Consider the following 23,581-nt stretch of genomic DNA (forward strand, 5'->3'; position numbering starts at 1 on the left):
CACCCTCCTCGTTTAGTAAACCGTTTCTTTAAAGAAGAATCCTGTGTCTAACGGACGATTTACTGGTTGCATTTCTTCTATTTCTTTATATAGAGCATCTTTCACGTCATAATACGCATCACGATCTTCTACGCATAAATCAATCGCTTGACGATATTTCTTCGTTACTTCAATAATGTATTCAGAACTTTTTAGTACACCATCGATTTTTAAGCTGTCAACTTCAGCTTCGATTAGTTCCTCTAATTCATCGATGAAACAAATATCGTTCGGACTCATAATATGAGTACCATTTTCATCTTCATAGATTGGATATTTATTATTACGCTCTGGGTCATATAAGAACATATTCTCTTCATATTTTTTCTTTTCAATGTCAAGATTACGTCCTTGATACTCAAAGTAGTTTCCTACTAATGAACGCTTCGATTGGAACATACAAGTCATACCGTGAATTTGTACTTCTAGTTCCACTTCAGCATTTTCTTTTAAATCAACAATTTCATCTAAGCTCAGCTCACGAGCTAATACAGCACGCTTCGCTCCTCTTTGTCCCCAGTAATTACAAGTGAACCAATTCGTTGCTGTCGTTTCTGTATTCCAGTGCAACTGCATATTTGGCGCTACTTCGCGAACAGCCATTAATACTGCTGGATCTCCGAAAACAATTGCATCTACATTTACTTCATTTAAAAATGAAACGTAATCTGTTAATTCTTCTACTTTATCGTTGTGGAACATAGCGTTCATTGCTACGTATACTTTCACACCATTTTCATGCGCAATCTTCACAGTTTGTTTTACATCTTCACGTGAAAACTCCCCTGCTAAACGTAAACCAAACTTTTGCTCACCGATCATTACCGCATCTGCTCCTGCTTTCGCAAGAAGTTCGATATCCGCCACCGCTCTTGGCGTTACTAACAATTCAGGTTTCTTCATACCTTGGTCACCCTCTCTTTTTACTAACAGCTACTCCATCACCAATTGGGAAAATCGTTGTATCATATCCTTCATGGTTCATAAGCCACTCATTGTACGTCTTAATACGACGGATTAAACCACGTGTACGTCTGTTTTCAATCTTCTCTTTTGTCGTTACAAGACCATGGTACATAACATTATCTGAAATAATTACGCCACCAGGATTTAATAACGGTTCATATAAGTCAAAAAAGCGACGATACTGTCCTTTTGCTGCATCAATAAAAATAACGTCAAATGTCCCGTGTTCTTTTACTTGTTCACCTGTCTCTAACGCATCACCGTAAATAACTGAAATACGATCTGTTACTGGGGAACGTTCTATATATTCAAGTGCTTTTTCATATCGCTCACGATTGCGCTCAACTGTCACAATACGTGAATTTGGAATAGCTTGCATCATACGAATACTAGAATAACCGATTGCTGTTCCAAGTTCTAAAATGCTTTTCGGTCCAATTAAACGTAAAAATTGCAGCATAAATTCCATTCCAAGTCGATCCATAATCGGCACATGATTTTCTGTTGCATATTCTTCCATTTCAAGAATTAATTTATCTTTCGGATCAATAAATGATAATAGGTACTCGTTAACTGCATCCTCCATAAATGGTCCTCCTTATTTACATGGAGAAGTGCCTCTATGACGTCTTTTCCCACATAGAATGCAATAAAAATACAAGCCAGCTTTACCCTTAGCTTGTACGTCCCGTTTTGATATTAAAAACGATTCTTCTGCCAGTTTTTAACCCGATATATTTTACCACAAAAAAGAGGGATGTGCGACTTTTTTCGCTATCCCTCCCCATTTCACTGTTTTTTCGTAATGTATTTTTGCTTTAATGCATTATGCTCTTCTAATGTTTTCGCATAGTACACTTCACCACTTGGTGCAGCTAAGAAATAATAATAATCTGTTTGCGCAGGTTCTAACGCAGCTTCCACTGAATGTTTACCAGAGTTTGCGATCGGCCCTACCGGCAATCCTTTTACAACATACGTATTGTACGGTGAGTTGACCTTTAAGTCTTCGTATAATACACGTTGTTTATGCTTTCCAAGTGCATATAATACCGTTGGATCCGTTTGAAGCGGCATACCTTTTGCTAAACGATTATAAAAGACACTAGCGATCTTTTGACGATCTGTAAAACCAGTTGCCTCTTCTTCAATAAGTGAAGATAATGTTAAAAGCTGATGAACATCCCAGTTCTTCGCTTTCATTTTCGCCTCATTTTGAACAATGATTGCATTTGTTTTCTCAAGCATCGGAATTACAATTTCTTCTAACGTTGTATCTTTCTTATAAAACGAATACGTTGCAGGATATAAATAACCTTCTAATGGGTATTTAATATTACTATCAAAGATTTTATCCGTTAATAACTTCGGATACTTTTGCTGCATTTTTTGAATAAATGCTTTATCGTTTAATTGACGCGTAACATCATCTTTATTCCACTTTAGTTCTGTCGCAATCGTTTCTGCAATTTCAGTTACTTGCGCCCCTTCTTTAATCGTCACTTTATAAAGAGCTGGACGATGCACGTTGCCAGATGACATTTGTTCGATCACATCTTCAGCATTCATTGAAGGGTTTAATAAATATGTACCTGCTTGTAAACTTTTCGATTTAGCCTTTGTATAAAAACTAAAAACTGTACCGTTTTTTACAGCGGCTTTTTCTTCTAAAATTTCTCCAATTTTACTTGTAGATGATCCTTTCGGAATTTCTACTTCAATCTCTTTTTTATTCCCGCTATCAACTGGTCCTAATGCGGATGAAATATACGCATAGACTGAACCACAAACTAAAAGCAGTGCAATAATCGAAAATAAAAAGATGCGTCTACGCTTCTTTTTCACTTGATTCTCTATCAAAACATTTCCTCCTTACTTAATTGTAGACCGTATGTACACCTTTCTATACAGCACGATGTAAAAACGCAACAAATTCACTTATCTTTTTTAATAGACACTTTATTTTTCTACAATCCGTCTCATTATACTACAAAGACTTACACAGTTTCGACAAAAAATCTTTCATTTTACATATAAATACAAAAAAAGATGGACTGTATGTCGTCCATCTTTTCAGTACCTATTATTCAGCTTCTTGCTCATCAGCAAGAGTGTTGAACATTTCTTGTACCATTTCCCACTCTTCTTCAGATTCGATTGGAAGTAAGCTTCCGCCCTCTTCTTCATTTTGCTCATAAGCCATTGCATCATAAATTGGATCTCCATCTTCGTCTACTTCACCGATTGGAGAGAAGACTACATATGATTTTTTACCAAATTTTTCAGCATCAAAAGTGAAAATAATTTCACATAAATGTTCGTTACCTTTTTCGTCTACAATTGTAATTTGATTTTCTTCCATTTTGGTCACCTCTTATTTACTATCTAAAAATCCTTGTAAGATTACGACTGCAGCCATCTTATCGATTACTTGTTTTCGCTTCTTACGACTTACATCAGCTGAAATGAGTAGACGTTCCGCTGCCATCGTTGACAAACGCTCGTCCCACATTACAACGTCTAATTGTAACAGCTCTCGTAGGTTTTCTGCAAATTGTTGGCACGCTTCACCACGTGGGCCAATTGTACCATTCATATTTTTAGGTAAACCTACTACTATTTTATCCACATTGTACTGCTTTACTAACTCAGAAATACGATCAAAACCAAAGTGACCTCGTTCTTCGTTAATCTTAATTGTTTCTAATCCTTGTGCTGTCCAGCCCATTTCGTCGCTAATTGCAACTCCGACTGTTTTTGTACCTACATCTAAACCTAATATCCGCATAAACTACTCCTCACGATGATGTTTCAAGTAAGACTTCACAAGCTCTTCAATAATCTCATCACGTTCAAGCTTGCGAACGATGCTACGTGCATCTTTATGGCGAGGTATATATGCTGGGTCTCCACTTAATAAATAACCGACGATTTGGTTAATCGGATTATAGCCTTTTTCTTGAAGTGCATCATACACAGTTAAAAGTACATCATTTACATGGACACTCTGTTTTTCATCTTGAATGCTAAACTTCATTGTTTTATCAAAACCGTCCATTTCAAGCACCTCACTTATATAGTAAGTATAGGGAGAAGAACTTCTCCTCTCCCTACCATTGTACACTACTATCTCTTTATTTTGAAACAGATTTAACGTACTCTTGTACAAATGCTAAAGCTTCTTCGACTTGAGCTGGGTTTTTACCGCCTGCTTGTGCCATATCAGGACGGCCACCACCGCCACCGCCGCAACGAGAAGCTACTTCTTTCACAAGTTTACCAGCATGGTAACCTTGGCCAATTAAGTCTTTCGTTACACCTGCTAGGATGTTTACTTTATCGTCATTAACAGACGCTAATACAACAACTGCTGACTCTAATTTATTTTTTAGATCATCCATCATCGTACGTAAGTTATTCATATCTGCAACATTTACTTTCGCTGCTAATACATTTACGCCATCAACTGTCATTACAGAATCAGTTAAGTTTCCAGCTTCGATATTGCTTAATTTCGCAGCAAGAGATTCGTTTTCTTTTTGAAGTTGTTTTACTTCAGCAAATAGACCATCAACTCTTGTTAAGATATCTTTCGGATTTGTTTTCATTTTTCCTGCTGCTTCTTTTAATAAACCTACTTGATCGTTCATTAATTCGTATGCAGACTTACCAGTTACTGCTTCAATACGACGAGTTCCTGCACCGATACCAGACTCAGCAACGATTTTGAAAATACCGATAGAAGCTGTATTATCAACGTGACAACCACCACAAAGCTCTAAGCTGTAATCGCCAACTTGTACAACGCGTACAACATCACCGTATTTTTCACCGAATAATGCCATTGCACCCATTTCTTTCGCTTCTTCGATTGCTTTTTGAGAAATCTCAACATCAATACTTTCCCAAATTTTCTCGTTTACCATACGCTCAATTTTTTCTAATTCGTCAGCTTGTACTTGACCGAAGTGAGAGAAGTCAAAGCGTAAACGCTCAGAAGTTACAAGAGAACCTGCTTGGTTAACGTGTGTTCCAAGTACATCTTTTAATGCTTGGTGTAGTAAATGAGTTGCTGTATGATTTTTCACAACGCTACTACGGTTTTTCGTATCGATAATAGCTTTCACAGCCGCATCTTTCGTTAATGTACCTTCTTCAACAACAACTTTGTGTAAGTTTTGACCATTTGGTGCTTTTTGCACGTCTTTTACAAGAACTTTCACGCCATCAGCAAGAAGGTAACCACGGTCTGCAATTTGTCCACCGCTCTCAGCATAGAATGGTGTTACATCAAGCATTAATTGTCCTTCTTCACCAGCTTGTAAGCTGTCTGTGTATTCGCCGTTTTTCACAAGTGCAACAACGTTACTTTCTGTTGCAACTGTACCGTAACCAACGAACTCACTCGCTACTTTAACTTCTCCAAGTACACCGCCTTGAACTTGCATTGAATCAACGTCTTGACGAGCAGCACGTGCACGCTCACGTTGTTTTTCCATTTCATTTTCGAAGCCTTCTTGGTCAACTGTCATACCAGCTTCTTCTGCATATTCTTCTGTTAATTCGATTGGGAAACCGTATGTGTCATATAGACGGAACGCATCTACTCCAGAAATAACAGTTGTTTTTTCTTCTTTTGCTTTTGTAATAACTTCAGCTAAAATTGCTTCACCATCATGAAGTGTTTCATGGAAACGCTCTTCTTCGTTTTTCACAACTTTCGCAATGAAATCTTGCTTTTCAAGTACTTCTGGATAGAAGTCTTTCATTACTTCTCCAACAACCGGTACTAATTCAAACATGAATGGACGGTTAATGTTTAATTTCTTCGAATAACGAACAGCGCGGCGTAATAAACGACGTAATACATAACCACGGCCTTCGTTAGAAGGAAGAGCACCGTCACCAACAGCAAATGTTACTGTACGGATATGGTCAGCAATTACTTTAAACGCCATATCTTTTTCTAAATCGCCATTACGATATTTCTCACCAGAAATTGATTCTGTTGCACCAATCATCGGCATGAATAGATCTGTATCAAAGTTCGTAGGCACATCTTGAACGATAGATGTCATACGTTCTAGACCCATCCCTGTATCAATATTTTTCTTAGGAAGTGGTGTATATGAACCATCTGGATTATGATTAAATTGAGAGAATACAAGGTTCCATACTTCTAAGTAACGCTCGTTTTCTCCGCCTGGATATAATTCTGGGTCACTAAAGTCATTACCGTAAGCTTCTCCGCGGTCATAGAAAATCTCTGTATTCGGTCCACTTGGTCCTTCACCGATATCCCAGAAGTTTTCTTCTAAGCGGATAATACGCTCTTTTGGAACGCCCATTTTCTCATTCCAAATTGTGAATGCTTCTTCATCTTCTGGATGGATTGTAACTGATAGTAATTCTTTATTGAATCCGATCCATTTGTCGCTCGTTAAGAATTCCCAAGCCCATGTAATTGCTTCTTCTTTGAAGTAATCACCGATTGAGAAGTTTCCTAACATTTCAAAGAATGTATGGTGACGAGCTGTTTTCCCTACGTTTTCAATATCGTTTGTACGAATTGATTTTTGAGCATTTGTAATACGTGGATTTTGTGGGATTACACGTCCATCAAAATATTTTTTTAATGTAGCTACACCACTATTAATCCACAGAAGAGATGGATCTTCATGTGGAACTAGTGATGCACTAGGTTCTACTGCATGTCCTTTTTCTTGGAAAAAGTCTAAAAACATTTGACGAATTTGTGCGCCTGTTAGTTGTTTCATTGTATTTTCCTCCTTAAATATAAAAAACTCCCGTCCCTATAAAAGGGACGAGAGTTAACTCGCGATACCACCCTAATTATGAATTGATTACAATAACAATCAATTCATCACCTCATGGTGCCGTAACGTGGCAAGACGGCAGTGATTAGCTGCTCTCAGGATTAGCTTTCTGTTACCCTTCATTTAAAGCTTCTTTCAGCCATATGGAAGCTTCTCTCTATAAATGGACTGTAACGTACTTGTTCCGTCATTGATTTAATGTATTATATGACTAAATATAATAGAATTCTCTTAAGTTTGTCAATGTAGATAATCATTTATATTGTATTAATCGCTTATTAATCATAGGTATTCTACTATTCATTCTTAACAGCCTTTTCATATATTATGCGTTTATTAATAAATTGGAATCTCCTTACAATAATTATTTATAAAAATTTCTAAATATTACTTTTTTTGCTACAATTAAATTATTGTTAATAAAATAAAGGAGCGATCACAATGACAACCTTACTTAACAAAGCTAAAAACATATTAGCGACTGACGAAACGATATTATTTTACACAGCATGTTCATTAGACATATTTATTTATCGTTCCGTCGCAAGGCCAGGATTGCTAATTTTAACGAACAAAAGGCTATTCTTTTACGGGCCAGATGTAAGTAAGAATCCAATATTTGAAGAGTACTCTTTCGCAAAAATTTCTAATCTAAAAGAACAAAAGCGTCTTTTCAACAATCAAATTGTATTTATGTATGATAACGAATGGAAAAAAATAAAACATATTCAAACAAATGATGTGAGCTCCCTCGTTCAAAAGATACACGAGCAGCTTTCTAAATAAATATATGATTAGCCCTCTATTTCTTACATAGAGGGCTTCTATACTTACACATTTTCTTTTTTCAAGAGAGGTCTCACATGAACAATGACAGTACGAATAACTGCTAAAATCGGAACCGATATTAGTAACCCTACAATACCAGCTACTTCCCCCCCAACTAGTAATGCAAGCATAATAATAACAGGATGCATACGAAGTGACTTACCAACAATGTAAGGCGATAAAATGTTACTTTCCACAAATTGCAAAATAGCAATCGTAATCCCCGCCTTAATAAGTAAACTCGTTGATACTGTTGCTGCAATCATTAACGTCGGGATCGCTCCTAAAATAGGACCAAAGTACGGGATTATATCCGTTACCCCAATAATAATGCCAAGCAATAATGGATATTTCATACCGATAAACCAAAAAGAAAGAGCTGATACTCCCCCTAATACTAAACAAACAAATAACTGTCCTCGAATATAACTTCCAAGTGACTTATCAATTTCTTTCGCAAGCATTTGCCCCGTACCTCGCCATTTACTTGGGACTAGTTTCCAAAAGACATGATAAAACTCACCATAATCTTTTAATATGTAAAATACAATGAACGGTATTAAGAAAATAATGAGCAATGAATCGAGTACACCACGAGCTGTACTCATCACTTTATTTAAAAGCGCTTGAATCTTCGTTTCCACACCCACAAAAAGTTGTTTCACCTTTTCATGAATGAACGAAGGGAAATTCGCTGTTTGTTCTGTAACGCCATCCATCCACGAATCGTACATCTTTGTAAACTGCGGAAATTGTTCATTAATCTCTTGTAACTGTTTAATAACGACTGGTGTTCCTTTATAAATCCCATAACCAATTCCGCCAAAGAAAAGAATATAAATGAGCAAAATGGCAAGTGTACGGGGCATCCCTTCCTTATGAATTTTTTCAATTAAAGGGTGCAATAAATACGCAATAAAACAGGCGATAAGAAACGGCGTAATTGCTACTTTAAATACAAAAATAATCGGTGCCCATAGTGGCTTAATTTTTAAAAAGACGAGCAAACAAAGAAAAACAAGTAACAATAATCCTAAACGATATATCCAAATGATTTTAAGATTCTTCACATGAAAAACCTCCTCCACCTTTATTTTGAAAATAAATGGGTTAGGTTATGTGTGAAACTTTTAAAATCTTTTCATACGGACCATACTGTTTTTTAAAGACGTACATATAAATAACATAACAAGGACAACCACCCCTGAGAATACAGCATGAAATAATGTAATCAGGAGGGCTAATTATGGTTTTGTTTATGCTTGGATTATCAGCACTTTTTATGATTCTTGAATGGATTTGTATCGGCTTTGGTATTTGGAAGGGGTTCTTTATTCGTTCCTCACGTAAAGAAAAAGCGAAGCAATTATGGCAGTATGGAATACTTGGCGTTGGCTGTTACGGTCTATCTTATCTTTTCTCAGAAATTGGACTTTTTTATTTGCATATGAGTGCATAAAAAAACTCCCTTGTCTATAAGGGAGTTTTTCACTTTATCGAAATGATTATAAGTAAGACTTAATCATCTTACGTGCTTTTTTCATATTGCGTTTTGAAAATACATCTTGCTTACGAGCATATTGATATGCTGCAGCTCCAACACCTAATGCGATTAATGAATTGCGTAGATTCAAAGTAAATCCCCCTTTTCGTTATCCGATCGTTCTTTCATTCTCATCAAATAAATCATCAAGAGAGCTTAATGAACCATCTTCCTCAACTTGATGCGTATGGATTTTCCCCTTTGAAACCGATAATTCGATATAACAATTCCAGCAATAAAATTGGTTGACACCTATTTTCCCAATGTCTTTCCCTTTGCAATTTGGACAAATGAACATATGGCTTTCATCTCCTTACAGTCTCCCAGATTCTATTCGCCATTATGTCCAAACCGCATTCATTTATACATTGCTGGAGCCTTTCAACGCTATGCGTTTGAAAGTTTCACTATATAATTTCACCTTGTTACATGAAATCATACGGTGAAATGTTTTCCACGTCCATTTCTTCGCCATTAACTGTGACCATCTGCACTTCTCCTTGTGATTCCTGCAAGCGACTAGCTAAAGTTGTTTGACGCATTGCATCATCAAGGCGATTTACACCAGATTGGAAAGCTACTTCCTCCCCGCAAATAATAAGGAACTTCTTACTTCTTGTAATGCCCGTGTAAATTAAATTACGGCGTAACATACGGTTGTAACTTTTCACAATCGGCATAATAACAATCGGAAATTCACTACCTTGTGATTTATGAATGGAACAACAATATGCATGTGTAATTTGATTTAAATCCGGCTTCGTATACGTTACCTCAATTCCATCAAATGAAACGATAATCATATCTTGTTGCTCAACGTTTTCTTTCGCATAAAACACCGAAACAATTTCTCCGATATCACCATTAAACACTTGGCTCTCCGGCTGATTAACAAGTTGCAGTACTTTATCGCCTCTTCGGTATACAACATCACCGTACTGGATTTCTTTACTCTTTTCCCTTTTCGGGTTAAAAACTTGTTGCAGCGCTTCGTTTAATACATTAATACCAGCAGGCCCGCGGTACATCGGTGCTAATACTTGAACATCCCTTGCACTAAAGCCTTTTGTTTTAGCGTTTTCGCAAACTTTTTTCACAACCTCAACAATTTGAGCCCCTGTACAGCTGATAAACGAACGATCTTTTTTATTTTGCGCTAAATCTGGCGGGAGTGTGCCGTCTTTGATCGCATGGGCAAGTTGAATAACAGATGAGCCTTCTGCTTGACGATAAATTTCAGTAAGCTTCACTGTCGGAACTGCACCTGCATTTAATAAATCTTTTAATACTTGTCCAGGTCCTACAGATGGCAACTGATCTTCATCACCTACAACGATAACTTGAATATTCGTTGGTAGCGACTTAAATAGCTGATTTGCGAGCCAAATATCAACCATTGAAAATTCATCGATAATAAGGAGCTTACCTTGGACAGGATCCGTTTCATTACGCTGGAAAGATCCTTCTGGCGTCCAGCCAAGCAAACGGTGAATTGTGCAAGCTGGAAGTCCTGTCGATTCACTCATCCGCTTCGCTGCTCTTCCTGTTGGAGCTGTTAATAGTATTGGAAATGGATTATCATCACTGTATTCATTCGGATTTAACGATAACCCGTGAAGTGACGCATACATTTCAACAATCCCTTTAATAACTGTTGTTTTCCCTGTTCCTGGTCCACCTGTCAATAACATCATCGGTTTATGAAGTGCCGTTTGAATTGCTTCTTGCTGAAACGGTGCATATTGTACATTCAACTGTTCTTCAATTTCACCTAATGTTTTTAACACTTCTGCTTCAGGAAATGAAGGTGTTTCCTCTTGATTCATCAATCGACGAATAGACTTTACAACACCTTTTTCAGAGTAGAATAAAGTTGCTAAATACACTCGTTCTTCTTCTATGATGACTTTCCCTTCACTTTGCATCGTTTCAATACAACCTATAATATCTTCTTCAGTCACTCTTCCTTCTTGATTGTTTAAAAGTGACATCGTTTCTCTTACAAGTTGATCTTTCCTCATATAAACGTGACCAAGTTGCAATGAGACATTCTCTAATGTGTAAAAACATCCCGCTCGTACACGGTCGTCGTGATTACCCGATATCCCTAACGCACGCCCTATATCATCCGCTCGTCCAAAACCAATCCCGTCCACTTCTTCAATAAGTTGATACGGATTATTACGAATCACTTCTAATGTCATCTCTTTATATTGCTGGTAAATCTTAATAGAAAGTTTCGTTCCAAAACCGTAACCATTTAAAAAGCTCATTACTTTTTCTAATCCTTGATGTTCAACAATTGTCTCATATATTTCCTGGGCCTTTTGTTTGTTAACAACACCATTTAACGCCTCAGGGTCATCCATAATTTTAGAAATAGCATGTTCCCCGAGATGATCCACAATTTTTTCGGCTGTACGCTTTCCTATCCCTTTAAATAAATCACTCGCTAAATATTGCACCATACCTGCTTTTGTTTGCGGCAATTCTTTTTTAAATGTTTCAACCATATATTGTTTTCCATACTTTGGATGGTCCTTAAAGTGACCTGTCAATGTAAACACTTCATCTTCATGCATGCGGGGAAAATGACCGTTTATCATTACTTTCTTTTCGTCATACGTTTCATTCGTTTCAATGACTTTCATACTGACAACGGAATAGAGGTTTTCTTCGTTGTGGAAAATGGTATGAAGAACTTGCGCTTTTATAAATTTTTTCTCTTCCTCAAACAAATCCATTGCATGTTGATTTCCCATCTTTCCTCTCCTTTCCGATATTTTCACTTTAATGAGCAGTACATCCCCCACCTTTTTAGATGAGGGATAACTACCCATTAAACTATATTTTTATCTTATTCAGCTTCTTGCTCTAATAAACGAACGCCATTACCAGCTAAAAAGTGATCTGGCTGAATTTCAGTTGCTTTCTTAAATAAAGCGAGAGCTTTCTCGTTATTTTCTTCAAATACGTAAGCAACACCTAAATTGTAATACGCATCTGCATGCTCTTCATCCATTTCTAATACCTTTTCAAAATAAGGTTTCGCCTCTTGAATATGTTCTAGTCGCGCAAAGCAAAGTCCGCACTGGAATACAGCTTCTACATCGTTTTCATCTAATTCTGTTGCTCTTTGTAAGAATGGTAGTGCAAGACGATCATTTCCAAGCTGTACATGTGTAATACCTAACATAAATGTTACATCAGCTGATTGTAATCCAGCTTGCATTGCTTGTTCGAATACAGCTTTCGCCTCAGTAAATTGCTCTTGGCCATAATATACGTTGCCTAAGCCATAATAAGCAGCTGCAGATTTATCATCTAACTCTAATGCACGTTTATAAAATAAAATCGCTCGCTCACTATCACCTAATACGTCTAATAAATTTGCAAAATTAATGTATCCAAGCGCATCTTTCGGATTTTCTTCAATTGCTTCTGTAAAATTTTTAGCCGCTTCTTCCCAATTTCCTTCTTGCATATATTGAATACCTGTTTCAAGTTTGTTTGACATGTCCTTCACCTCTACAACAAATTATAACAAAGAATGTATTTTCCAAGCGAACGAAAATTCGCTTTATGTAAAAGAAACCTCTAACCGCTAATCGGCAGAGGCTTCTCATTTATCCTAAATAATCCAATTTCTTACCACTACGGTATACTTCATCAATTGTAGCACCGCCTAAGCACTCATCTCCATCATAGAAAACGACTGCTTGTCCTGGTGTAATTGCACGAATTGGCTCATCACAAAGAATACGAACTGTATTTTCATCAACGATTTGAACCGTTACTTTATTGTCTTCTTGACGATAACGGAATTTCGCCGTGCACTTAAATTCTGTTTCTTTTTCTTTGTTACTTACCCATCCTACATTCGTAGCAATAACTTCATCACCATATAGAAGTTCGTTATGGAATCCTTGATCAACATATAAAATGTTTTCTTTTAGATTTTTTCCAACAGCAAACCATGGATCACCATTACCACCAATTCCAAGACCATGACGTTGTCCAATTGTATAATACATTAAACCGTCATGCTTCCCTTTCACTTCACCAGATAATGTTTGCATTACACCTGGTTGTGCTGGTAAGTAGTTACTTAAGAAATCTTTAAAGTTACGCTCACCAATGAAGCAAATACCTGTACTATCTTTTTTCGCCGCTGTCGCTAAGCCAGCTTCTTTCGCCATTTCACGAATTTGTGGTTTCTTCAGTTCACCTAACGGGAACATTGTTTTTGATAATTGCTCTTGGCTTAATTGATTTAAGAAGTATGTTTGATCTTTATTGTCATCAACGCCGCGAAGCATTTTATATTCGCCGTCCATATAAGCAACGCGTGCATAATGACCTGTTGCTACATAATCGGCACCAAGCGCAATTGCATGCTCTAAAAATGCTTTAAATTTAATTTCTTTATTACACATTACATCTGGGTTTGGTGTACGACCAGCTCGGTACTCATCTAAGAAGTACGTAAATACTTTATCCCAGTATTGTTTTTCAAAGTTTACTGCATAATACGGAATACCAATTTGGTTACACACTTCAATTACATCATTGTAATCTTCTGTTGCTGTGCAGACACCATTCTCATCTGTATCATCCCAGTTTTTCATAAAAATTCCGATTACATCATAACCTTGCTCTTTTAATAAAAGTGCTGCTACAGATGAATCGACGCCACCGGACATTCCGATGACAACGCGTGTTTCGTGAGGTAGTTTGTTCATCATGTCACCTCCCATGCTAATTTTGTGTTAATCGCTTCACGATTTTCACTGTTTCGTACGCCGCTTTTTCAATTTGCTCTTTCGTATTTCCAAGTCCAAAACTAAAGCGTACGGATGAACGTATTTGATCGGAATCTTTTCCAAACATCGCTACTAATACATGTGATGGATCAATCGAACCAGCTGTACAAGCAGAACCACTTGATACTGCAATGCCAGCTAGGTCTAAGTTCACAAGAAACGGTTCAATGTTCATTCCTGTAAAACTTACATTAAGTACATGCGGTAAGCGATGTTCTAAGTTTCCGTTTACCTCGAAAGTAATGCCTTCATTTTTGAAGACAGATACCATTATATCTTTAAACTCTTCATATTGGGCATTTTTTTGCTCACGAGTTTTTTCAGCTATAAGAATTGCATGCTGAAGCCCAGCAATACTAGGCACATTTTCCGTACCAGCACGGCGTTTTCTTTCTTGCTCTCCACCTATTAATAACGGCTCAAATTTCACATTTGCACCAGCGAATAAGAACCCTACACCTTTTGGCCCATTAATTTTATGAGCTGAAATTGATAATAAATCAATACCAAACTCTTTCACGTCAATTTCTACTAAACCGTAAGCTTGTACCGCATCTGTATGGAAATAAGCTTGATGCTCTTTTAGCAACTTTCCTATTTCCACAATTGGTTGCATTGTCCCTACTTCATTATTCCCAAACATAACAGATACAAGAATCGTCTCTTCTGTTAATGCCTTTTGTATGTCAGAAACTTGAATGCGTCCTGTTTCATCGACAGGTAAATATGTCACTTCAAACCCTTCACGCTCTAACAATTCGCACGTATGCAAAATCGCATGATGTTCAATTTGCGTCGTTATTATGTGGTTACCTTTATGACGGTTCGCACGTGCTACACCTATAAGCGCTAAATTATCAGCTTCTGTACCACCACTCGTAAATATAATTTCATTCGGATTCGCATGAATGCTGCGTGCACACACTCGTCTCGCCTCATCTACTGTGTGACGAGTTTGACGTCCATAAAAGTGAATACTAGACGGGTTCCCGAATATTTCTGTCATATATGGAATCATCTTTTCGACCACTTCTGGGTGAGTCGGAGATGTCGCAGCATGATCTAAGTAAATGCGTTCCATTAAATCTCCTTCTTTCCAAATCGTTTCACAAGGAATTAAATGTAAAACATATAGCCCCCGTGATTTTCTTCCTCATAACGTACTAAATCTTCTAACGTTGTACTATCTAACACTTCTTGCACGGCATCACGAACACGCATCCATAACTGGCGCTGTGCTGGCTCTTCTTCTTCTATCATTTCTACAACACTAATCGGTCCCTCTAATACACGGATTACATCCCCAGCTGTAATGTTAGCCGGTTGATCAGATAATACATATCCGCCATATGCCCCGCGCGTACTCTTTACAAGACGAGCGTTACGAAGTGGTGAAATTAATTGCTCTAAGTAATGCTCGGATAAGTCATGCGCCTGCGCAATTGATTTTAATGAAATTGGACCTTCACCAAACTTTTTTGCAAGATCAATCATAATTGTTAAGCCATAGCGGCCTTTTGTTGAAATCTTCATCTATTTTGCACCTCTTTTCAAATTTTCACTTCTATTGGTTATATCTTATTTATAAAAAGAACACAATTTAAAATCCTATGAAATTATAGCATAATATAGTATTATAAGAAATTTCAACTTGTGTATCAAAATGATAACATAAAATCACATTGAAAAACTCGGAAATTATTACAATTGAAAGAAAAATGAAAATATTCATCTTCATTTTCCCATAAAACAGTATCCTATTTCAAATTTCGTAGAAAAAAATGATACGATAGAACGAGATTATATATTAAGGGAGACGGTCTAAATGAAACAACCACTCGCACATCGAATGCGCCCTACAAATATTCAAGAAATTATTGGGCAACAACATTTAGTTGGTGAAGGAAAGATTTTATGGCGAATGGTCCAAGCAAATCATTTTCAATCTATGATTTTATACGGTCCTCCAGGTACAGGAAAAACATCCATTGCCAGTGCAATTGCAGGAAGTACCGGTACCCCGTTTCGTCTATTAAACGCTGTTACTCACAATAAAAAAGATATGGAAGTTGTCGTACAAGAAGCAAAGATGCATCGACACCTCGTTTTAATTTTAGATGAAGTTCACCGTCTAGATAAAGCAAAGCAAGACTTTCTATTACCTCACTTAGAAAGCGGACTTCTTACTTTAATTGGTGCAACGACAAGTAATCCATTCCATGCAATAAACTCCGCTATTCGAAGCAGGTGTCAAATTTTCGAATTACACGCACTAACAGAAGATGATATTTTAATTGGGTTAAAAAGAGCTTTAGAAGATAAAGAAAAAGGCCTTGGAGAATATGCTGTAACGGTAACAGATGAAGCACTACATCATTTTGCAAATGCCTCTGGTGGTGATATGCGTTCCGCTTATAACGCACTTGAACTTGCTGTATTATCTAGCTTTACTACAGACGATCAAGCGGCTGAAATCACACTCGAGATTGCAGAAGAATGCTTACAAAAGAAGAGCTTCGTTCACGACAAAGGCGGCGATGCTCATTATGACGTATTATCAGCATTTCAAAAATCAGTACGCGGAAGTGATGTAAATGCAGCGCTCCATTATTTAGCACGCCTTATTGAAGCAGGTGATTTACAAAGTATTGGCAGACGCCTTCTTATTATGGCTTATGAAGATATTGGACTTGCTAGCCCACAAGCTGGACCGCGTACACTAGCTGCAATTGAATCAGCTGAACGAGTTGGATTCCCAGAAGCACGCATCCCACTTGCAAATGCCGTTATAGAGCTATGCTTATCACCAAAATCAAATTCAGCTTATAAAGCACTTGATGCTGCATTACACGATTTACGCAACGGTCAAACAGGTGACATTCCAAGCCATTTAAAAGATAGTCATTACAAAGGCGCAGAATCACTCGGAAGAGGCATTGGATATTTATATCCACACGACCATCCAAATGGCTGGGTAAGGCAACAATACTTACCTGATAAAATAAAAAACAAGCAATATTATAAACCGAAAACGACAGGGAAATTTGAGCAAGCACTTTCTACTGTTTATGAAAGATTACAAACTTCGAATAAAACGAAAAATAAAGGGTAACATAAACGAAAACGTCACCATTATGGAGGCTTCGCTTATGAAAACACGTCAAGATGCATGGACAAAAGAAGATGATCTCCTTTTAGCAGAAACTGTTTTGCGACATATTCGCAGCGGAAGTACACAAATAAAAGCGTTTGATGAAGTTGGCGACGCTTTAAACCGCACTTCCGCAGCTTGTGGTTTTAGATGGAATGCTGAAGTAAGACCGAATTACGAAGATGCGGTGCAGCTTGCAAAAAAACAACGTAAAGAATTAAAACGTTCTGAAGCTAATATAGAAAAAGATCGGTTCACGAAAACGAAACAACTCGTAATTGACGCCGATTTTTCAGAAGATATTACGCCAAGTAAACAAGATCTTACAATGCAAAATGTCATTTCATTTTTACAAAATTTAGAACATAACAATCCTTCACTTGCAAAGTTGCAAACTGAAAATGATGTATTACAAGCTCAGCTCACTTCTCTGCAAAAAACGAATCATGAACTTGAAACGAAATTAGCGGTACTCACAAAAAAACAACAAGCAATCGAAGAAGATTACGCGATGCTTGTTCGAATTATGGATCGCGCTCGAAAACTTGTTTCGGTTGAAGAACAAGAAGAACATATTGCTCCCATTTTCAAAACAGATCAAAATGGAAATTTAGATATTATATATTCTGCAGAGAATTAAAAACAAGGATGTCACTTTTTTGACTAAGTGACATCCTTGTTTGTTTTCGATAAACCATATATACATGTCGGTAAATGAAATTATATTAACGGTTTTTCAAATATATCTATCACAACTTGCAATATATCAACGGTTTTTCGAATATATCTATCACAACTTGCAATATATCAACGATTTTTCAAATATATCTATCACAACTTGCAATATATCAACGATTCAACAAAGGATATCGATTTAACGACAAAGATTGACAATAACATTCCTCCTTGTCATACAAGGAAACTCCTAAAATGGATTAGATATTTTTTACTAAAATGTTATTATAAACATATACCTTTTAAAGGGAGATGGTTGCTATTTCATTAATAATCTTCAAAATAACTCTTGGCCTTCTCGTCCTGACTTTAGCTCTTTTCACCATTAACAGTCTAAAAAAGACATCCGCCTATAAATCAGATAAATATGATTATTACTTACTAACCTTACTTACATTTGAACTAGTAGTGATGCAAATATCCATATTTCTTTAATATATATAAAAAAGCATATATCCAAAATGGATATATGCTTTTCTTTTATTCTTGCCCTACACGTTTCACTTCTACATTTTTAATACGTTCACGTACAACGTGACTTGCCATAATTAAGCCTGCCACAGATGGTACGAATGCATTTGATGAAGGCGGTAATTTCGCTTTACGAATTTTTGCATTCTCGTCTGGTACGATTTCTTTACGTACTTCTTCACGAATTACGATTGGGTTTTCGTCAGAGAAGACAACTTTTACACCTTTTTTAATACCCTCTTTACGAAGCTTCGTACGAATTACTTTCGCAATTGGATCTGTATGTGTTTTAGAAATGTCCGCAATACGGAAACGAGTTGGGTCCATTTTATTTGCTGCACCCATACATGAGATAATTTTAATTTTACGACGTAAACATTGTTTAATTAAATGGATTTTGAACGTAATCGTATCAGATGCATCCACTACGAAATCTAAACCGTGTTTAAAGAACTCTTCATATGTTTCATCTGTATAAAACATTTCTAATCCAATTACTTCACATTCCGGATTAATGTCTGCAATACGCTCTTTCATTAATTCTACTTTTGAACGTCCTACAGTAGATACTAAAGCGTGAATTTGACGGTTTACGTTTGTAATATCTACAACGTCTTTATCAACTAATACGAGACGTCCTACTCCAGAACGCGCTAACGCTTCAGCTGAAAATGAACCTACGCCGCCAATTCCTAAAATACCGACTGTACTATTTTTTAATATTTCAAGTCCTTCTTTACCGAAGGCTAATTCATTACGTGAAAATTGATGTAACATTCAGCTCTACACTCCTATTACAAAAATGGTCTACCATGTATTCTAGCGTTTTTCCGACTATTTGTATAGAAAAAGTTATAGAATTCCTAAAAATACATATTTCGATAATGAAAACATATTGTAAACCGGGATTTTGTTTCTTCTTTTAATTATCCATTAAAAAAGTCTAGATGGTTATAGTATAACCATCTAGACCCTATTCTTACTTTTCTTCTTTTAAGCTTAATTTTAAGTTTAACTCTTCAAGCTGTGCTTCTGCAACTGGGCTTGGAGCTTCTGTTAATAAGCAGCTTGCGCTTGCTGTTTTTGGGAATGCAATTGTATCACGAAGGTTCGTACGGCCTGCAAGTAACATAACAAGACGATCTAAACCTAATGCGATTCCGCCGTGTGGTGGTGTACCGTATTCGAATGCTTCTAATAAGAATCCGAATTGCTCTTGCGCTTCTTCTTGTGAGAATCCAAGTGCTTTGAACATTTTTTCTTGTACGTCACGCTCATAAATACGAAGTGATCCACCACCAAGCTCATAACCGTTTAATACAAGGTCATATGCTTGTGCACGTGCTTTTTCTGGTGCTGTTTCTAGTAGCTCAACGTCTTCACGGAATGGCATTGTGAATGGATGGTGAGCTGCGAAATAACGATCTGCATCTTCATCGTACTCAAGAAGTGGCCAATCCGTTACCCATAGGAAGTTAAATTTACTTTCGTCAATTAACTCAAGCTCTTTACCTAGACGTAAACGAAGTGCGCCTAAGCTATCTGCAACAACGCTCTTCTTATCTGCTACGAATAGTAATAAGTCGCCAGCAGTAGCTTCTAATGTACTCATTAACACGTTTGCATCTTCTTCACCGAAGAATTTCGCAATCGGTCCTTTTAAGCCGTCTTCTTCAACTTTAAGCCAAGCTAGACCTTTTGCACCGTATACTTTCACGAATTCAGTTAATGCATCGATGTCTTTACGAGAGTATTTACTTGCAGCACCTTTTGCATTAATTGCTTTTACTTGTCCGCCGCTTTCTACAGCACTTGTAAACACTTTAAAGCCACAACCTGCTGCAAACTCAGATAAGTCTGTTAGTTCCATTTCAAAGCGTGTATCTGGCTTATCAGAACCGTAGCGAGCCATTGCATCAGCATATTTCATACGAGGGAATGGTGCACTAACTTCTACACCTTTTGCATCCTTCATAACTTTCGTCATCATACGCTCCATCATTTCTAAAATCTCATCTTGTGTTAAGAATGAAGCTTCAATATCGATTTGCGTGAATTCTGGTTGACGATCTGCACGTAAATCTTCGTCACGGAAACAACGTGCTACTTGATAGTAACGCTCAAATCCGCCGACCATAAGAAGCTGTTTAAATAACTGTGGTGACTGTGGTAATGCATAGAATTCACCGTCATGTACACGACTTGGTACTAAATAGTCACGAGCTCCTTCTGGCGTACTTTTCGTTAAAATTGGTGTTTCTACTTCTAAGAACTCTTCTGTATCTAAGAAGTTACGAATTGTTTTTGTTACGTCGTGACGCATTTTGAATGTGTTGAACATTACAGGACGACGTAAGTCTAAATAACGATATTTTAAACGCACATCTTCTGATGCATCTGTATCATCAGCAATGATAATTGGTGTTGTTTTCGCTGCATTTAGTACATTTACTTTTGTTGCTTGTACTTCAATACGACCAGTTGCCATATTGTCATTAATTGCGCCTTCACCACGTTCAACAACTGTACCTTCTATGTGTAATACGTATTCGCTACGAATTGTTTCTGCTACTTCTAACGCTTCTTTTGATGTTTCTGGGTTAAATACAACTTGTACGATACCTGTACGGTCACGTAAATCGATAAAGATTAATCCACCTAAGTCACGGCGTTTTTGTACCCAACCTTTTAATTGAACTGTTTGTCCAACAGCTTCTACTGTTACTTTTCCACATGCATGTGTTCTTTCAGCCACTGTAAGTTCCCCCTATATTAATTTCTCTGCTACGTATGAAGCAAATACATCTAAAGCTACTTCTTCTTGTTCACCTGTTGCCATATCTTTTAAGTTAATGATGCCTTTATCTAGCTCATCTTCTCCTAATACAGCTACAAATTTCGCCTTTAGACGATCTGCTGATTTAAATTGTGCTTTCATTTTGCGATCTAAATAATCTTTTTCAACCGACAATCCAGCTTTACGAAGATCGAATGCCACTTTTGCAGCATGGTCTTTCGCTTTTTCACCAAGCGCTACAACGTAACAATCAATGCTATGTTCAAGTGGTAATTCAATGTTTTCAGCTTTTAGCGCCATAATTAAACGTTCAATACTCATTGCAAAACCGATACCTGGCATTTCTGGTCCACCGATTTCTTGTACAAGTCCGTTATAACGGCCACCACCGCTTAATGTAGTGATCGCACCGAAACCTTCTGCCTCACTCATAATTTCAAAAACAGTATGTTGATAGTAGTCTAAACCACGCACTAAGTTCGGATCTTTTTCAAATGGAACATCCATCATCGTTAATAGTTCTTGTACTTTGTCGTAGTATACTGCTGAATCTTCGTTTAAGTATTCTGTAATAGATGGAGCTGTTGCCATTAATTCATGGTTACGGTCCTTCTTACAGTCTAAAATTCGAAGTGGGTTCTTTTCTAAGCGAGATTGACAGTCAGAGCAGAATTCGCCGATACGTGGCTCAAAGTGTGCGATTAATGCATCACGGTGTGCTTGACGACTCGCTGCGTCACCTAAACTGTTTAATACAACTTTAATATTTTTTAAGCCCATGCCGCGGTAAAATTCAACAGCAAGTGCAATTACTTCTGCATCAATTGCAGGGTCATTACTGCCGATTGCTTCGATACCGAATTGTACGAATTGACGATAGCGACCTGCTTGTGGTCTTTCATAACGGAACATTTGACCGATATAGTATAATTTCGTTGGTTGTGTTGCATCACCAAACATTTTATTTTCAACGTAAGAACGTACAACAGGTGCAGTACCTTCTGGACGTAATGTTAAGCTACGCTCTCCACGATCTTGGAATGAGTACATTTCTTTTTGTACGATATCTGTCGTATCACCAACACCGCGTAAAAATAGCTCAGTGTGCTCAAAAATTGGTGTACGAATTTCTTTATAATTGTAACGACGGCAAATTTCGCGTGCTTGCCCTTCGATATACTGCCATAACTCAACAGTGCCTGGAAGAATATCTTGCGTTCCGCGTGGGATTTGAATAGACATATTCAGTTCCTCCTCAAATTGTTTTAATCTTAATAAAAATAAAAAAACTCCCGCCTCTACTGTTTAAACAGTAGGGACGAGAGTATTATACCCGTGGTGCCACCCTAATTGAAGCACGTATGCTTCCACTTTTTTAATAACGCTTAAATATGCGTTCATCCCTACTAAGCATATATGCCGTTCAAGTTGAAACCTCTAGAGTGTCATTCAATCAGTCATCATGCAGAAATGTTTTCAGCCTAAGACATTCCTTCTCTTTCCATGTGTATCTCATTTACTCTTCTCTATCAACGGTTATATTCATATGTAAATATAAAATTACTATACGTTTGTTAAGTAGGATTGTCAAGTGCTCTAAGAACGTTCAATCTGCTTCTTTAAACGCTTTACATCTTGAAGAGAAATCCCAAACTCGGAAGCAAGCTCCATTGAAGTATTATTTTGCTCTTTTGAAATAAAATCATGAAAATTCACGTTAAACAGTTGATTTGCACCATTTGTAACAGAATGCCCTTTTTCATTCATACGCATACGTATATCCCTCACATTCAATATGGATGTTTTACTTTTTATTGTTCCATATTGATGAGAGAGTTATACATAACCGAAACTGCTATTGATTCCAAATAAATGAACAAAACATACAACAATGTATAAAAAAGAGAGGATTATATAACCCTCTCTTTTTTATCAACACTATTTACTTTCTACAATTAAGGTCACCGGACCATCATTGATCAAAGAAACGTCCATCATTGCTCCAAACTTTCCTGTTTCCACATGTAATCCTTGTTTACGAACTTCTTCATTAAAGAAATCGTATAAACGCTCTGCATAGTCAGGTTTCGCAGCATCCATAAAGTTTGGACGTCTGCCCTTGCGGCAATCTCCGTATAATGTGAATTGCGAAATAGATAGAACTTGTCCTTCTACATCAAGTACAGAATGATTCATCTTTCCGCTCTCATCTTCAAAAATACGTAAGTTTGCAATTTTTTCCGCAATGTAAGTTGCATCTTTTTCTGTATCTTCGTGTGTAATGCCAACTAGTAATGTTAAACCGAACGGAATTTGTCCTACGATCTCACCGTCTACTGTGACAGACGCTTTCTTTGATCGTTGTAAAACAACTCTCATCTTTCTACACTC

24 protein-coding genes and 2 other annotated features are annotated in these 23,581 nt (G+C 37.1%); of the genes, 4 read left to right on the forward strand and 20 right to left on the reverse strand.

From position 1 onward, the window contains the following. Window positions 1-12: 12 nt before the first annotated feature. The 7 genes from ACQRBL_RS21825 to alaS all read right to left on the reverse strand — a co-directional run bounded on the left by ACQRBL_RS21825 (window position 13) and on the right by alaS (window position 6,782). Window positions 13-942 (reverse strand): peptidase U32 family protein, encoded by a 930-nt coding sequence (locus ACQRBL_RS21825; protein ID WP_000742793.1) that lies wholly within the window; start codon window positions 940-942, stop codon window positions 13-15. A gap of 7 nt (window positions 943-949) precedes the next feature. Beyond that, window positions 950-1,591, reverse strand: coding sequence for an O-methyltransferase (locus ACQRBL_RS21830; protein WP_000389102.1), 642 nt, complete (start codon window positions 1,589-1,591; stop codon window positions 950-952). Between the two features lie 203 nt (window positions 1,592-1,794). Beyond that, window positions 1,795-2,865, reverse strand: coding sequence for an endolytic transglycosylase MltG (mltG, locus tag ACQRBL_RS21835; protein ID WP_411995651.1), 1,071 nt, complete (start codon window positions 2,863-2,865; stop codon window positions 1,795-1,797). Window positions 2,866-3,088: 223 nt separating this feature from the next. Next, a complete protein-coding gene (locus ACQRBL_RS21840; RefSeq protein ID WP_000392245.1) occupies window positions 3,089-3,367 on the reverse strand; it encodes a DUF1292 domain-containing protein in 279 nt (92 codons plus the stop codon). A 12-nt stretch (window positions 3,368-3,379) separates the two neighbouring features. Then, complete coding sequence (gene ruvX, locus ACQRBL_RS21845) at window positions 3,380-3,793, reverse strand: Holliday junction resolvase RuvX (RefSeq protein WP_001221193.1); 414 nt, start codon at window positions 3,791-3,793, stop codon at window positions 3,380-3,382. Window positions 3,794-3,796: 3 nt separating this feature from the next. After that, the gene (locus ACQRBL_RS21850; RefSeq protein WP_000348591.1) at window positions 3,797-4,063 is read right to left on the reverse strand and encodes an IreB family regulatory phosphoprotein; all 267 of its coding nucleotides are present in this window, start codon (window positions 4,061-4,063) and stop codon (window positions 3,797-3,799) included. 76 nt (window positions 4,064-4,139) lie between these two features. Then, on the reverse strand, window positions 4,140-6,782 hold the full coding sequence (gene alaS, locus ACQRBL_RS21855) for an alanine--tRNA ligase (RefSeq protein WP_065485334.1): 2,643 nt from the start codon (window positions 6,780-6,782) through the stop codon (window positions 4,140-4,142). Between the two features lie 40 nt (window positions 6,783-6,822). After that, window positions 6,823-7,042: a binding site (T-box leader), on the reverse strand. A gap of 241 nt (window positions 7,043-7,283) precedes the next feature. On the opposite strand from alaS, the gene ACQRBL_RS21860 reads away from it, so the two are divergent. Further along, the gene (locus ACQRBL_RS21860; protein ID WP_023523089.1) at window positions 7,284-7,628 is read left to right on the forward strand and encodes a PH domain-containing protein; all 345 of its coding nucleotides are present in this window, start codon (window positions 7,284-7,286) and stop codon (window positions 7,626-7,628) included. Between the two features lie 44 nt (window positions 7,629-7,672). Here the strand turns inward: ACQRBL_RS21860 and ACQRBL_RS21865 are convergent, their stop codons facing one another. Further along, entirely contained in the window at window positions 7,673-8,740 is a 1,068-nt protein-coding gene (locus ACQRBL_RS21865; RefSeq protein ID WP_097984412.1) for an AI-2E family transporter, read from the reverse strand. 176 nt (window positions 8,741-8,916) lie between these two features. On the opposite strand from ACQRBL_RS21865, the gene ACQRBL_RS21870 reads away from it, so the two are divergent. Continuing rightward, entirely contained in the window at window positions 8,917-9,129 is a 213-nt protein-coding gene (locus tag ACQRBL_RS21870) for a hypothetical protein (RefSeq protein ID WP_000242539.1), read from the forward strand. A gap of 46 nt (window positions 9,130-9,175) precedes the next feature. On the opposite strand, the gene ACQRBL_RS21875 is transcribed toward ACQRBL_RS21870, so the two are convergent. The 7 genes from ACQRBL_RS21875 to cymR form a co-directional block, all read right to left on the reverse strand. Then, window positions 9,176-9,304 (reverse strand): YrzQ family protein, encoded by a 129-nt coding sequence (locus ACQRBL_RS21875; protein ID WP_001053553.1) that lies wholly within the window; start codon window positions 9,302-9,304, stop codon window positions 9,176-9,178. An 18-nt stretch (window positions 9,305-9,322) separates the two neighbouring features. Continuing rightward, entirely contained in the window at window positions 9,323-9,511 is a 189-nt protein-coding gene (locus ACQRBL_RS21880) for a hypothetical protein (RefSeq protein ID WP_000469281.1), read from the reverse strand. A gap of 127 nt (window positions 9,512-9,638) precedes the next feature. Further along, a complete protein-coding gene (gene recD2 / locus ACQRBL_RS21885) occupies window positions 9,639-11,975 on the reverse strand; it encodes an SF1B family DNA helicase RecD2 (RefSeq protein ID WP_000528080.1) in 2,337 nt (778 codons plus the stop codon). Between the two features lie 95 nt (window positions 11,976-12,070). Next, window positions 12,071-12,730 (reverse strand): tetratricopeptide repeat protein, encoded by a 660-nt coding sequence (locus ACQRBL_RS21890; RefSeq protein WP_000066406.1) that lies wholly within the window; start codon window positions 12,728-12,730, stop codon window positions 12,071-12,073. A 109-nt stretch (window positions 12,731-12,839) separates the two neighbouring features. Further along, window positions 12,840-13,955 (reverse strand): tRNA 2-thiouridine(34) synthase MnmA, encoded by a 1,116-nt coding sequence (gene mnmA / locus ACQRBL_RS21895; RefSeq protein ID WP_001038010.1) that lies wholly within the window; start codon window positions 13,953-13,955, stop codon window positions 12,840-12,842. Window positions 13,956-13,971: 16 nt separating this feature from the next. After that, a complete protein-coding gene (locus tag ACQRBL_RS21900) occupies window positions 13,972-15,117 on the reverse strand; it encodes a cysteine desulfurase family protein (RefSeq protein WP_000439889.1) in 1,146 nt (381 codons plus the stop codon). Between the two features lie 35 nt (window positions 15,118-15,152). Beyond that, window positions 15,153-15,569 (reverse strand): cysteine metabolism transcriptional regulator CymR, encoded by a 417-nt coding sequence (gene cymR, locus ACQRBL_RS21905; protein WP_000704116.1) that lies wholly within the window; start codon window positions 15,567-15,569, stop codon window positions 15,153-15,155. A gap of 292 nt (window positions 15,570-15,861) precedes the next feature. On the opposite strand from cymR, the gene ACQRBL_RS21910 reads away from it, so the two are divergent. Next, a complete protein-coding gene (locus tag ACQRBL_RS21910; protein ID WP_000812919.1) occupies window positions 15,862-17,148 on the forward strand; it encodes a replication-associated recombination protein A in 1,287 nt (428 codons plus the stop codon). Between the two features lie 37 nt (window positions 17,149-17,185). Then, the gene (locus ACQRBL_RS21915) at window positions 17,186-17,827 is read left to right on the forward strand and encodes an RsfA family transcriptional regulator (RefSeq protein WP_000857708.1); all 642 of its coding nucleotides are present in this window, start codon (window positions 17,186-17,188) and stop codon (window positions 17,825-17,827) included. A 575-nt stretch (window positions 17,828-18,402) separates the two neighbouring features. Here ACQRBL_RS21915 and ACQRBL_RS21920 read toward each other — a convergent pair. The 5 genes from ACQRBL_RS21920 to ACQRBL_RS21940 all read right to left on the reverse strand — a co-directional run bounded on the left by ACQRBL_RS21920 (window position 18,403) and on the right by ACQRBL_RS21940 (window position 23,569). After that, window positions 18,403-19,170, reverse strand: coding sequence for a tRNA threonylcarbamoyladenosine dehydratase (locus ACQRBL_RS21920; protein ID WP_000903182.1), 768 nt, complete (start codon window positions 19,168-19,170; stop codon window positions 18,403-18,405). A gap of 202 nt (window positions 19,171-19,372) precedes the next feature. Continuing rightward, on the reverse strand, window positions 19,373-21,148 hold the full coding sequence (gene aspS, locus ACQRBL_RS21925) for an aspartate--tRNA ligase (RefSeq protein WP_000840885.1): 1,776 nt from the start codon (window positions 21,146-21,148) through the stop codon (window positions 19,373-19,375). Between the two features lie 12 nt (window positions 21,149-21,160). Then, complete coding sequence (gene hisS / locus ACQRBL_RS21930; protein ID WP_000027079.1) at window positions 21,161-22,432, reverse strand: histidine--tRNA ligase; 1,272 nt, start codon at window positions 22,430-22,432, stop codon at window positions 21,161-21,163. Window positions 22,433-22,501: 69 nt separating this feature from the next. After that, window positions 22,502-22,732 (reverse strand) — a binding site (T-box leader). A gap of 54 nt (window positions 22,733-22,786) precedes the next feature. After that, a complete protein-coding gene (locus ACQRBL_RS21935; RefSeq protein WP_001242605.1) occupies window positions 22,787-22,963 on the reverse strand; it encodes a hypothetical protein in 177 nt (58 codons plus the stop codon). Window positions 22,964-23,128: 165 nt separating this feature from the next. Beyond that, window positions 23,129-23,569: a D-tyrosyl-tRNA(Tyr) deacylase gene (locus ACQRBL_RS21940; RefSeq protein WP_001266965.1), complete on the reverse strand. Its 441-nt coding sequence runs from the start codon at window positions 23,567-23,569 to the stop codon at window positions 23,129-23,131. Window positions 23,570-23,581: the final 12 nt, after the last annotated feature.

Source organism: Bacillus sp. AF62, from assembly GCF_050312695.1.
Classification (GTDB): Bacteria; Bacillota; Bacilli; order Bacillales; family Bacillaceae_G; genus Bacillus_A; species Bacillus_A cereus.

What these genes read in the sequence shown, in the direction of transcription:
- alaS (WP_065485334.1), bottom strand. Translation starts at nt 6,782, where the DNA reads ATGAAACAACTAACAGGCGCACAAATTCGTCAAATGTTTTTAGACTTT.
- hisS (WP_000027079.1), bottom strand. Translation starts at nt 22,432, where the DNA reads ATGTCTATTCAAATCCCACGCGGAACGCAAGATATTCTTCCAGGCACT.
- ACQRBL_RS21880 (WP_000469281.1), bottom strand. Translation starts at nt 9,511, where the DNA reads ATGTTCATTTGTCCAAATTGCAAAGGGAAAGACATTGGGAAAATAGGT.
- ACQRBL_RS21840 (WP_000392245.1), bottom strand. Translation starts at nt 3,367, where the DNA reads ATGGAAGAAAATCAAATTACAATTGTAGACGAAAAAGGTAACGAACAT.
- cymR (WP_000704116.1), bottom strand. Translation starts at nt 15,569, where the DNA reads ATGAAGATTTCAACAAAAGGCCGCTATGGCTTAACAATTATGATTGAT.
- ACQRBL_RS21920 (WP_000903182.1), bottom strand. Translation starts at nt 19,170, where the DNA reads ATGTTACATCAATTTTCACGTAATGAATTAGCCTTCGGTAAAGAAGGA.
- ACQRBL_RS21940 (WP_001266965.1), bottom strand. Translation starts at nt 23,569, where the DNA reads ATGAGAGTTGTTTTACAACGATCAAAGAAAGCGTCTGTCACAGTAGAC.
- ACQRBL_RS21850 (WP_000348591.1), bottom strand. Translation starts at nt 4,063, where the DNA reads ATGGACGGTTTTGATAAAACAATGAAGTTTAGCATTCAAGATGAAAAA.
- ACQRBL_RS21860 (WP_023523089.1), top strand. Translation starts at nt 7,284, where the DNA reads ATGACAACCTTACTTAACAAAGCTAAAAACATATTAGCGACTGACGAA.
- ruvX (WP_001221193.1), bottom strand. Translation starts at nt 3,793, where the DNA reads ATGCGGATATTAGGTTTAGATGTAGGTACAAAAACAGTCGGAGTTGCA.
- ACQRBL_RS21935 (WP_001242605.1), bottom strand. Translation starts at nt 22,963, where the DNA reads ATGCGTATGAATGAAAAAGGGCATTCTGTTACAAATGGTGCAAATCAA.
- mnmA (WP_001038010.1), bottom strand. Translation starts at nt 13,955, where the DNA reads ATGAACAAACTACCTCACGAAACACGCGTTGTCATCGGAATGTCCGGT.
- ACQRBL_RS21915 (WP_000857708.1), top strand. Translation starts at nt 17,186, where the DNA reads ATGAAAACACGTCAAGATGCATGGACAAAAGAAGATGATCTCCTTTTA.
- ACQRBL_RS21910 (WP_000812919.1), top strand. Translation starts at nt 15,862, where the DNA reads ATGAAACAACCACTCGCACATCGAATGCGCCCTACAAATATTCAAGAA.
- ACQRBL_RS21900 (WP_000439889.1), bottom strand. Translation starts at nt 15,117, where the DNA reads ATGGAACGCATTTACTTAGATCATGCTGCGACATCTCCGACTCACCCA.
- ACQRBL_RS21890 (WP_000066406.1), bottom strand. Translation starts at nt 12,730, where the DNA reads ATGTCAAACAAACTTGAAACAGGTATTCAATATATGCAAGAAGGAAAT.
- ACQRBL_RS21830 (WP_000389102.1), bottom strand. Translation starts at nt 1,591, where the DNA reads ATGGAGGATGCAGTTAACGAGTACCTATTATCATTTATTGATCCGAAA.
- recD2 (WP_000528080.1), bottom strand. Translation starts at nt 11,975, where the DNA reads ATGGGAAATCAACATGCAATGGATTTGTTTGAGGAAGAGAAAAAATTT.
- ACQRBL_RS21825 (WP_000742793.1), bottom strand. Translation starts at nt 942, where the DNA reads ATGAAGAAACCTGAATTGTTAGTAACGCCAAGAGCGGTGGCGGATATC.
- ACQRBL_RS21870 (WP_000242539.1), top strand. Translation starts at nt 8,917, where the DNA reads ATGGTTTTGTTTATGCTTGGATTATCAGCACTTTTTATGATTCTTGAA.